The 10,151-nt window shown below is 41.7% G+C and carries 13 protein-coding genes and 1 pseudogene; 9 read left to right on the top strand and 5 right to left on the bottom strand.

Features of this window, described 5'->3' with window-relative positions; translation table 11 throughout:
- Nucleotides 1-118: pseudogene (locus tag IQ224_RS18185) on the bottom strand (photosystem II D2 protein (photosystem q(a) protein)); the annotation flags it as partial.
- 534 nt (nt 119-652) lie between these two features.
- Between IQ224_RS18185 and IQ224_RS18180 the strand changes: the two are divergent.
- Nucleotides 653-838: a hypothetical protein gene (locus IQ224_RS18180; RefSeq protein ID WP_228036299.1), complete on the top strand. Its 186-nt coding sequence runs from the start codon at nt 653-655 to the stop codon at nt 836-838.
- Between the two features lie 218 nt (nt 839-1,056).
- On the opposite strand, the gene IQ224_RS18175 is transcribed toward IQ224_RS18180, so the two are convergent.
- Entirely contained in the window at nt 1,057-1,485 is a 429-nt protein-coding gene (locus IQ224_RS18175) for a hypothetical protein (RefSeq protein ID WP_228036298.1), read from the bottom strand.
- A 525-nt stretch (nt 1,486-2,010) separates the two neighbouring features.
- On the opposite strand from IQ224_RS18175, the gene IQ224_RS18170 reads away from it, so the two are divergent.
- The 3 genes from IQ224_RS18170 (at nt 2,011) to IQ224_RS18160 (ending at nt 3,798) form a co-directional block, all read left to right on the top strand.
- Nucleotides 2,011-2,280: a hypothetical protein gene (locus IQ224_RS18170; protein WP_194033312.1), complete on the top strand. Its 270-nt coding sequence runs from the start codon at nt 2,011-2,013 to the stop codon at nt 2,278-2,280.
- Between the two features lie 215 nt (nt 2,281-2,495).
- Nucleotides 2,496-3,164 (top strand): energy-coupling factor ABC transporter ATP-binding protein, encoded by a 669-nt coding sequence (locus IQ224_RS18165; RefSeq protein ID WP_194033311.1) that lies wholly within the window; start codon nt 2,496-2,498, stop codon nt 3,162-3,164.
- A 73-nt stretch (nt 3,165-3,237) separates the two neighbouring features.
- The gene (locus tag IQ224_RS18160; protein WP_194033315.1) at nt 3,238-3,798 is read left to right on the top strand and encodes an NYN domain-containing protein; all 561 of its coding nucleotides are present in this window, start codon (nt 3,238-3,240) and stop codon (nt 3,796-3,798) included.
- Between the two features lie 128 nt (nt 3,799-3,926).
- On the opposite strand, the gene sfsA is transcribed toward IQ224_RS18160, so the two are convergent.
- Complete coding sequence (gene sfsA, locus IQ224_RS18155; protein WP_002742029.1) at nt 3,927-4,646, bottom strand: DNA/RNA nuclease SfsA; 720 nt, start codon at nt 4,644-4,646, stop codon at nt 3,927-3,929.
- Between the two features lie 696 nt (nt 4,647-5,342).
- Between sfsA and aroC the strand changes: the two genes are divergently transcribed.
- Complete coding sequence (gene aroC / locus IQ224_RS18150) at nt 5,343-6,443, top strand: chorismate synthase (protein ID WP_002742030.1); 1,101 nt, start codon at nt 5,343-5,345, stop codon at nt 6,441-6,443.
- A gap of 13 nt (nt 6,444-6,456) precedes the next feature.
- Nucleotides 6,457-7,659, top strand: a complete 1,203-nt coding sequence (locus tag IQ224_RS18145; RefSeq protein WP_194033310.1) for a glycosyltransferase family 4 protein — start codon at nt 6,457-6,459, stop codon at nt 7,657-7,659.
- On the opposite strand, the gene IQ224_RS25100 is transcribed toward IQ224_RS18145, so the two are convergent.
- Nucleotides 7,616-7,852: a hypothetical protein gene (locus IQ224_RS25100; RefSeq protein ID WP_370583153.1), complete on the bottom strand. Its 237-nt coding sequence runs from the start codon at nt 7,850-7,852 to the stop codon at nt 7,616-7,618. The genes IQ224_RS18145 and IQ224_RS25100 overlap by 44 nt on opposite strands.
- 400 nt (nt 7,853-8,252) lie before the next feature.
- Nucleotides 8,253-8,843, bottom strand: a complete 591-nt coding sequence (locus IQ224_RS18140) for a Uma2 family endonuclease (protein WP_194033309.1) — start codon at nt 8,841-8,843, stop codon at nt 8,253-8,255.
- Between the two features lie 81 nt (nt 8,844-8,924).
- Between IQ224_RS18140 and IQ224_RS18135 the strand changes: the two genes are divergently transcribed.
- From IQ224_RS18135 to IQ224_RS18125, 3 genes are all read left to right on the top strand, one after another.
- Entirely contained in the window at nt 8,925-9,209 is a 285-nt protein-coding gene (locus tag IQ224_RS18135) for a hypothetical protein (RefSeq protein ID WP_194033308.1), read from the top strand.
- Nucleotides 9,206-9,625, top strand: coding sequence for a PIN domain-containing protein (locus tag IQ224_RS18130; RefSeq protein ID WP_194033307.1), 420 nt, complete (start codon nt 9,206-9,208; stop codon nt 9,623-9,625). The genes IQ224_RS18135 and IQ224_RS18130 overlap by 4 nt, the downstream gene beginning before the upstream one ends.
- A 78-nt stretch (nt 9,626-9,703) precedes the next feature.
- On the top strand, nt 9,704-10,151 hold a 448-nt coding region (locus IQ224_RS18125; RefSeq protein ID WP_194033306.1), incomplete at its 3' end, for an AAA family ATPase.

Genomic DNA, 10,151 nt, shown 5'->3' with positions numbered 1-10,151 from the left:
CGCAGGGGAAGAGTAGTAAACCAGACCAACCGATGAAGACGAAACGGTCTCTTTTGAGCCAGTCATCGAGAGCATCAAACAGCCCTCTTTCTGGGGCGCGTCCGACAGCAATGGTCATGGGGGTTTTCTCCGAAAAATGTATATTATTGCTAAGATTCCGCGCTCTCTTCTCCATCTATCCGAGCAGGCCAGCAGATGTGTTGAAGAATTGTGAGAAATCTTTACTTTTCTTAACTTACACTATATTGGAAAAAATGACCAATATTTTTTAGGTCGATCTTAAGAAAATCTAAAATTTTTTCGGGGAGACCACTTGCTGCGCCCTCAAAGCTGTTGTCATTGGCAAATGCGGCAAAATCCACTTGAGTGGGATGCTAGACCCCTCTGTGCGGCAATTATGCCCAAATTGAGGTGATTAAACCCCACAGTGCGCTATTAAGTCTTATTAAGGAGTGTTAGACCGATGGAAGTGGGATAGTAGGATGGAGAGGGTTGCTCGATCGCAGGAAGCGGTATAAGGCGTTGCTGAATCGAGATATGAACACTAAAGGAAGCGATTGTGCATCGTATCCACAAGTTAACTCAGTTTTTGGTTTTAAGAATTTCCTCAAAGACAATTCATCCTTAAAATCAGCAACGCCCAGTATAATTAATGGTTATGTGGCAGACTTGGGTTCGTCACTTTCAGGAGGATATGGCTCAGGTGGTTTTTTTTGCCCTACCGGGGGGGAAGGCGGCTTGGCCCGTTTCTGATGCAGTTCCTGAGTCGGATTTAGTAACTCTGTCCAATCTCGAACAAGCTTGTCAAGAACATTCATATTTTCAGACTCTTGCTTAGAATCGCAAGACTCTTGCCCAGAATCATACATTAGAACTCTCCATTTTCAGGTCTATCGTCAAAATTATAACATTCCTCAAAAGACCATCCCATCAGTTGACCATGAGATTTTATATTTCTAGCATAAAAGTAAATCATTATAGTTTTAATTTTCTCTGGATATTTATCTGTTCTATGTATGAAATCGCAGTATATATCGTCCGATTCCCCCGGTTCAATTACAATGATTTCACCTTTTTTTTTAGATCTACCTTTTTTGAATATATTCCTGGAAAATCGATTTGTAAATTCTCAAATTGTTCCGCTTCTTGGATAGAGTAAATAACATCTTCTATAATAGGTGATACCCAATTAATTCTTGCTTCGACGTGATCAATCTTTATTAGCACATTACCAATATTTTCTATCTTTGCAATAATACGAATCAACAAAATTTTGTTGTTTAGTAGCATATTGCTATGAATGCAATGATGAGTGATTTTGTGAGTAATTATCGCCTTGGGTTGAATTTTTCTTTTCCGCAAAAACCAAATTGCAGCGGCAAAAATACCAACAATGGTGACGATAGACTGAAGGGTTTGAGCTACATTTCTGATCACTTCACTATTTGATACAAACCAGTTAAGTGATATCTGAATATTTGTCATAAATTGGTTTAAAAATTGCATTTTTTTATTTTTAAGCTAAAGTGTTTGATATCATATCTTCTGTTTTTTGTGACTAGCAAATTAATCAATATACCCCAATTGTTTTATGATTTGTTGTGCGTCCGTCCTAGTGCAATCGCTATCGCTGTAGGGTGCGTTCCCCGAAGCCTTTGGGTTTTGCCAACCGGATTTGGACAGAACCATAATAACAATTGTACTTAACGATGTACAACTCTGATGAGCGTCAACATTGTCAACTTTAGTGCGATCGCTGATCTTGTAGGGTGCGTTCCCTGATGCAACTCCTACTGCTGCACCGATAGATTTTTGGGGAACGCACCATGCACATTCATTGAAGCAAGTGATTACCAGCTAACAACGCCTCTGCACACCCACTGCCGAGAGTTAATCGGTGATAGTGAACAGCAATCAGTGAACTGAAAACTCATGATCACTGATCACTGACTTCCCAACCCCTGCTATACAATGGTTTTTGACTTGTTTTTTGGAAGGGAACGCTAAACTATGTATTCTATCGATATTACCCTGAAACTCTCGCCCATCCCCATTTCCGTGCAGCGCAAGGAAGAAGCAGCAGCAGACGCTTTGTATCAAACAATTACTAACGCTATGCGATCGCCTAATCCCGAATTATTAGAATTAACCTGCGAAAAACAAACCGATAAAAAGGTGGCGGTTTTGAGCGATCAGATCAGTGCGGTGATTGTGTCACAAAAATCTGGGGCTGCCTCCACCGGCAGAGTGCCGGGGTTTGTCACCTTAGCCACAGAATAGTTCTTGAATCAGTTATCAGTGAGCAGTAAACAGTAAACAGTAAACAGTAATCAGTGAGCAGTAAAAAGACAGTAGGAAACTTCTATTTAATACTGCACACTTAAAAACTCAAATCTGATAACTGATAACTGATAACTGATAACTGATAACTGATAACTGATAACTGATAACTGATAACTGATAACTGATAACTGATAACTGATAACTGATAATTCATGACTATAAAAGTAAAAGATCTCTGGTTTAGCTGGCCGAATGGGAAATCAGTATTAAATGGCTGCTCTTTGCAAGTTCCCAGAGGGGAATTTTGGATGTTGTTGGGGACAAATGGCAGCGGTAAATCAACCCTGCTGCGATTATTAGCGGGATTATTAAAACCTAGTCGCGGGGAAATAGAGATACCTAACCCCCTCGGTTTTGTTTTTCAAAATCCCGACCATCAGTTAGTTATGCCGACAGTGGGGGCAGATGTGGCCTTTGGGTTGGTATCCGAGGGTTTATCCACGCCGGCAATTCGGGCCCGGGTGCGGGAATCCCTAGGGGCGGTGAATTTATTAGAAATGGAAAAACGACCGATCTATGCTCTCAGTGGCGGACAAAAGCAAAGAATCGCCATTGCGGGGGCTTTAGCTCGTCATTGCGAGGTTTTGCTCTTTGATGAACCCACTGCCCTTTTGGATGGGGATACCCAAATAGAATTAGTCTCTCAAGTGCAGAACTTGGTCAAAAACCGGGGGATTACAGCCCTTTGGGTGACGCATCGCCTTGATGAATTGGATTACAGCGATGGAGCATTTTTGTTGGAGGGTGGCAAGGTAGCGGATCAGGGAAATGCCCTAGAATTAAAAGCGAGATTATTGGCAAGTGCGGCAGTCGAATCTTAAATTTTTTGTTAATATCATTAGGATGCTGTTTTTTAGAACTGCCCTTAATGCCACACAAATTACTCTCAAAGCCATGGTTAATTCTTCTGATCGTTCCCTTCTGCTGGTTGACGGCTACAACGTCATCGGCGCTTGGCCGTCCCTGAAAAAAATTAGCGATCGCCACGGTCTCGAACCGGCGCGAGACAAGTTAATTGAAACCCTAATCGGTTACACCCACCATCAGGGTTATCAAACCCAAATCGTTTTCGATTCCTACCTTCAAGATACCCCCGGCAGCCAAGAACGCTACACTAACCATTTATCGATTTATTTTACCGCTCACGCTCAAACCGCCGACACCTATATCGAGAAAACCTGCGCCGATTTTTGGCACGATCGCGCCCCAGCTATCGGACGGATTATCGTCGCTACCTCTGATAATGCCCAAAAAATGACCGTTATGGGTTATGGGGCCCAGTGGATTTCCGCTCAACGTCTGGAAATCGAGGTGGATTTAACCGGTCGTCGTCTGAGAAAATCCCAGAGTTCTTCTCAAAGTCCCAAAGGGCGTTTTTTATTCCATTCTCTCGATGCTCAGGTGCAACAGAAACTAGAGAAAATGCGCCACGGAATTAGTTATCAAAAACCTTGACAAATTACCCCAAATATGTATCGACAAAATCCCCATTAGAGGCACAGGTAACTGTGTCTCTAAGCTTTTCAAGGTCAGTTGCGGTTCAGGGGATTTTGTCAAAAGCTGGCCCCTCTAAACCACTGGTTTCACAGTTGCAATTCTGCTAAACCTAAATAATAAATTCCCGTGGGTGTCACTTGGAAGCGACAGGGTAAAACCTTGACTCCTTTAGCCACTGCTTGACGCAATAACTGCCCGTATTTAGCATCCTTACTATCCCCCGGAGCAAATCGATAACAATCACCCCGATTAATAAAGTAGAGCATAATCGCTTCCGCTGCGGGCAATAAAGCCATTAATTCCTGTAAATGCTTCTGTCCCCGCGTGGTGACAGTATCGGGAAAAAGTGCCGTTTCTCCCTGATTCCAGGTGGTATTTTTCACCTCGATATAGGTGAGGGAATTATCCCCATGGGTCAAAAGAAAATCAATTCTACTGCCATTATTTTGACCGTAGGCCACTTCCGATCGCACTTCGGTGTCATTTTTGACCAAATCGGGAAAAACCCCTTGCAACAGGGCATTTTTCACCACCTGATTGGGAAGATTGGTATTAACTCCCACCCAAGTGTCCCCCAGTTGAATCATCTCCCAGGTATAAGCTAATTTTCGCTTCGGGTTATCACTACGAGAAAGATAAACCGGTTGACCCTCTACGCATACATCTGTCATCGGTCCGGTATTAGCGCAATGGGCCGTAATTAATTCTCCGTTGTCCAGTTGTATGTCGGCAAAAAAGCGTTTGTAACGTTTAATTAAAATACCCTTGACAAGAGAAGGATAAGTGTGAACTAACAAAGAAGTCATCAAATTTTCGCCAGGCTATATAAGGTAAAGAATAGCCTTTTTTTGGGAGCTTAACCTGAAGACAGGAGACCTTTCAGTTATCAGTGAACAGTAATCAGTAAACAGTAATCATACTATTTTCCTTTATTCGTAGCAGGCATTTTACTCTCTTGGGTTTGGTGGGTAAAACGTATTCTAAAATACAGTCCTGCGGGCGAGCAAATGGAACGAACCACAAAGACACAAAGATTGATCGGTATTATATAAGTTAAACTTATCACACAAAGAATAAGAGAGCCGGCATTTTACTCCCCTCTCCCTTTGGTTTTGGGGGTAAGGGAAATTAACCATCTCTGCGATTACTTTTGAAAAATGGCATCAGTGACAAGAAAACGGCAATTTTCTGGCTCTTCGTTACTTGGTATGGTTCGATAGGGGGGCATAAATTGACTAAATCCTTACCTGGCAAGAGACTTAATTGATGAGTTCGCTTTAGATGAAAAACAATTGACAAAAATCGCCAAATGCCTTTCTACATAAGGGTTCCATCCCCTATAACCCCAGTCCATTGCATAACACAAACCGAAGAGCCAATTTTCTACTTAAGACTGTCCACTAAAAACTCACATCTGATCACTGATCACTGATAACTGATCACTGATAACTGATAACCGCTCAGGTACAATAAAAGCTTGAGGCTTAGTAGATATTGAGATTATGGGTAACACTTTCGGACGACTATTTCGGGTTTCCACTTTTGGAGAATCTCACGGGGGTGGGGTAGGAGTGGTTATCGATGGTTGTCCTCCGCGCTTAGAAATTTCCGAAGAGGAGATACAAATCGATTTAGACCGTCGCAAACCGGGACAAAGCAGAATCGTGACCCCGCGTCGGGAAAATGACATTTGTGAGATAATTTCGGGCGTTTTTGAAGGTAAAACCCTCGGTACACCGATCGCTATTTTAGTGCGGAATCAGGATGCTCGTTCGCAAGATTACAACGAAATGGCCGAGAAATTCCGACCTTCCCATGCGGATGCCACCTACGAAGCAAAATACGGCATTCGCAACTGGAAAGGAGGAGGCAGATCCTCGGCCCGGGAAACCATCGGCCGGGTGGCCGCAGGAGCGATCGCTAAAAAAATCCTTAAATCTGTCTATAATGTCGAGATTATCGGTTATGTGAAGCGAATTAAAGATATTGAGGCAATCATCGACCCCAACACCGTCACCCTCGACGAGGTGGAAAGTAATATGGTGCGTTGTCCCAACGAGGAAACGGCCGCCAAAATGATCGCCCTGATCGACCAAATTCGCCTGAATAAAGACTCGATCGGCGGGGTGGTGGAATGTGTAGCCAGAAATGTGCCGAAAGGTCTAGGAGAACCCGTTTTTGATAAGCTAGAAGCCGATTTAGCTAAGGGGATGATGTCCTTACCCGCGAGTAAGGGATTTGAAATCGGATCGGGATTCGCGGGAACCTTCTTAACCGGCAGCGAACACAATGACGAGTATTTTATCGATAATAACGGAGAAATTCGCACCACGAGCAATCGTTCGGGGGGTATCCAAGGGGGAATTAGTAACGGTGAAAATATTATTATCCGCATCGCTTTTAAACCCACCGCGACTATCGGTAAAGAACAAAAAACCGTGACGCGCAGCGGGGAAGAAACCACCCTGGCAGCCAAAGGAAGACACGATCCTTGTGTTTTACCTCGGGCCGTCCCGATGGTAGAAGCGATGATGGCTTTGGTATTATGCGATCATCTGCTCCGTTTTCAGGGACAATGTACGATTAGCGATCGCTTTTTCTAAACCTTTACCCGCGATGAAATTTTTATTCCTTCATTCCAATTTTCCCGCCCAATTTCGCCATTTAATCACGGTTTTGGCTCAAGACCCTGGAAATCAAGTGATTTTCGGCACTACCCGGCAGCAGGGAGAGATAGCGGGGGTAAAAAAATTTATTTACAAGGAAAGTCGCGCTGTTTCTCCCCAAACCCATCATTATGTCCGTCCCCTCGAAAGTGCGGTTTTACAAGGTCAAGCGGTTTATGGTGTTTGCCAACAACTGAAAAATCAAGGATTTTATCCCGATATTGTCTATGCACATTCTGGCTGGGGGCCGGGCCTATTTATCAAGGATATTTTCCCGAAAACTAAGTTTTTAGCCTATTTTGAATGGTTTTATCATGCCCATGGTTCCGATGCTGATTTTGATCCGGCGGATCCCCTTAATGCTGATGCCGAGGCCCGGATTAGAATTAAAAATGCGACGATCCTCATCGATCTGGTCAGTTGCGATCGAGGTTTATCGCCGACTATCTGGCAAAAACAACAATTTCCCCCCGAATTTCACTCGAAACTGACGGTTTTACACGATGGCATCGATACGGACTATTTCTGTCCCCGTCCCGATGTGCAGTTAGTGATTCCGGAGATAGGTTTAGATTTATCGGGTGTTAAGGAGATTGTCACCTATGCAACCCGGGGAATGGAACCCTATCGCGGTTTTCCCCAATTTATGACGGCTGTTTCCCTAATTTTAGCCCGTCGGCCTAACTGTCATGTGGTGATTGTCGGGGAGGATCGGGTCGCTTATGGGAAAACTCTACCGGACGGCAAAACCTATAAACAATTGATGTTAGAAAGCCTTTCTTTGGATTTATCCCGGGTGCATTTTACCGGTTCTCTGCCCTACGGTCAATATAAACAGGTTTTACAGGCATCGGCGGCCCATATCTATCTTACCCGTCCTTTTGTGCTGTCCTGGTCAATGTTAGAGGCTATGGCCATGGGTTGCGTCGTGATTGGTTCCGATACTCCCCCCGTGCGAGAATTAATTACCGATGGGGAAAATGGTTTATTAGTGGATTTCTTTTCTCCCCAACAAATAGCCGATCGCGTCGATGAAGTGTTAGATTATCCCCAGGGTTGGCAAAATCTGCGTTTAAATGCTAGGGAAACTATCAAGCAACGCTACGACCTCAAGCAATGTTTACAGAATCATCTAGATTGGTTATTGAGTTGATGAAATGAGAGCATTTTCGGTTCTTCGTTACTTGGTATGGTTCGATAGGGGGGCATAAATCGACTAAATCTTTATCTGGTAAGGGATTTAATTGATTAGTTCGCTCTAGATCAAAAACAATTGACAAAAATCGCCAAATGTCTTTCTCTATAAGAGTTTCATTTTTTATAACCCTGTCCGTTGCATAAGACAAACCGAAGAACCGCATTTTCCCAAAAATACTGTCTTTTAAAGGATTCATATCGCTATTAAATTAGACCTCTTGCATAAATCCGAAAACAAACGATAGAAACAATAATGGGAGGGACTTTCAGTTAATTATTTATTAGTAGTTGATAATCTTCAAAAATGTTGCTGTACAAGGATCCACTTAAGACTTTTGCAAGAGGTCTATTCTTTCTCTTACAATCCTAATTCCTTCCCAAACAGGAATATTACCTGCTCGTCTTTCTTCTAATAATACGGAGGCGATGAAACGGTTAAAGACTTGTTCCCTTTTGATAGAATATTGAGAATTTAATTCTCGGCATTCTGCAACTGTTAAGTTAACCCATAATCTTTAGATAGGCGGAAAAAATCAGCATTTTATATGGTTATGTTGATTCAATAATTTTTATCCCTGCTCTAAATTCCCGCAGTGCTTGAGCATGATTTTCTGTATTAATACAGAGCATCAATAAACCTACATCTAAACTCGGTAAAAGTTGCGATTTACTAACAGCTTCATATCCCTCATTTCCTAAACTATAAAACAATAACTCATCATTCATCCAAAACCAAACTTCGGGAATTTGTAACCGTTTGTATGCTTCCAGTTTATTAATTCCTCCACTACTAACAACCACCTCAATCACTAAATCAGGATGTTTTCTATTGGCTCCCAACTCATAGGATTTATCACCTTCTCTTTTAACCTTTTCAAATTCATTTTCTAAGGTGACAGAACCAGTAGGAGTAAAATCTAATCCCAAAAATTCTAAATAAATTTCTAGTAAAGCACCAATACGTTCTTTGATGGTTTCGTGTTTTTTACCTGGCATTTTTCTAATCTCCAAAACTCCATCTAAAAAAGATAACCTTAACCCTGGGCGATCAATTAGCTGTTCAACAGCTTTAAATTCTCTCCAAGTTAAGTCACTAATTAAAATTGGTTCTGCTTCTCTTTCGATGAGTGTAGTTATCATGATTTAAACCCAAATTTAGAGAGTGAATTTTGTTCACTATGATATGATATGATATAAAAACAGAGTATCATAAAAAACATCATGCAAGCATACAAACTCAAAGGAAAAATTGATCAATCTGGTAACTTGCTGATTACCGAACCCCTGAACTTACCCCCCGGAAATGTGGAAATTGTAGTTTGGGCAGCCCCAGATACCCTTGATCATACCACAACCCCAACCACTGAATCAGCACCAGAAACACCAAAAAGACCAACTAAAATCAAGGCTTTGCAAAACTGGTTTGAGAAAACCCAACCTGCACCTCCTGATTTTGATCCAGATCAAGCTAAATGGGAATATTTAAAGGAGAAACATAACCTGTGAAAGTCTTGGTCGATACCAACATAATTATAGATATTGCCCTGGAAAGACAGCCTTACTTTACTAATAGCGAGACAGTTTTGGCATTTGTTGAACAGGGACAAATAGAAGGCTACATTTCAGCATCAACTATTAGTGACCTTTATTATCTGATTCGTAAACAAAAAGGTCGAGATTTAACTATTGAGTTTTTGCAAGAAATACTTACTTTTTGTCAAATTGCTACAGTAAATAAGGCTGCAATTATAATGGCTTTCATAACCAATTTTCAGGATTTTGAAGATTCTATTCAATACTCTACTGCGGTAGTTAATAAATTGGATGCAATTATTACCCGTAATCCTCAAGATTTCCCCATTATCACGCCACGAATTATCACTCCTGAACAATTAATTGTGGAATTAACCAACTCTCATTAGCAAATTAGTGGTTTTAATAATGTATCAAGAGCATAAAAAATGTCTAAACTTAAAGAGTTCACCTATTAGCAAAATTCTATGACTCGCTGGTTTAATATTGCCGGTCCCTGTTCAGACGATATCCACTATATGCTCTCCCCCACAGTCAGATTACCAGATTTAGAGGAGCTAATTCAACAACGTAGTTATTTTGTTCTTCACGCACCACGACAAACGGGGAAAACCACCGCTATGTTATCCCTAGCAAAACAACTTACTGCTACAGGAAATTATGCCGCAGTCATGGTATCCGTAGAAGTAGGAAGTGCATTTAATCATGATCCTACTGCCGCAGAATTGGCAATTTTAGGAACTTGGTATAATACAATTGAGGATAGTTTACCGACCGAATTACAACCACCTGCTAAACAATGGCAACAGGAAGAACCAGGAAGCAGAATTAAGGCTTTTTTAAGAGGTTGGGCAAAAGCTATCAATCGTCCCATAGTATTATTTATAGATGAAATTGACTCTTTACAAGACCAAA

It is taken from the genome of Microcystis sp. LEGE 00066 (assembly GCF_015207925.1).
Classification (GTDB): domain Bacteria; phylum Cyanobacteriota; class Cyanobacteriia; order Cyanobacteriales; family Microcystaceae; genus Microcystis; species Microcystis ichthyoblabe_A.
The sequence above is the reverse complement of the archived record's forward strand: the minus strand, read 5'-3'. Positions and strand labels throughout refer to the sequence as shown.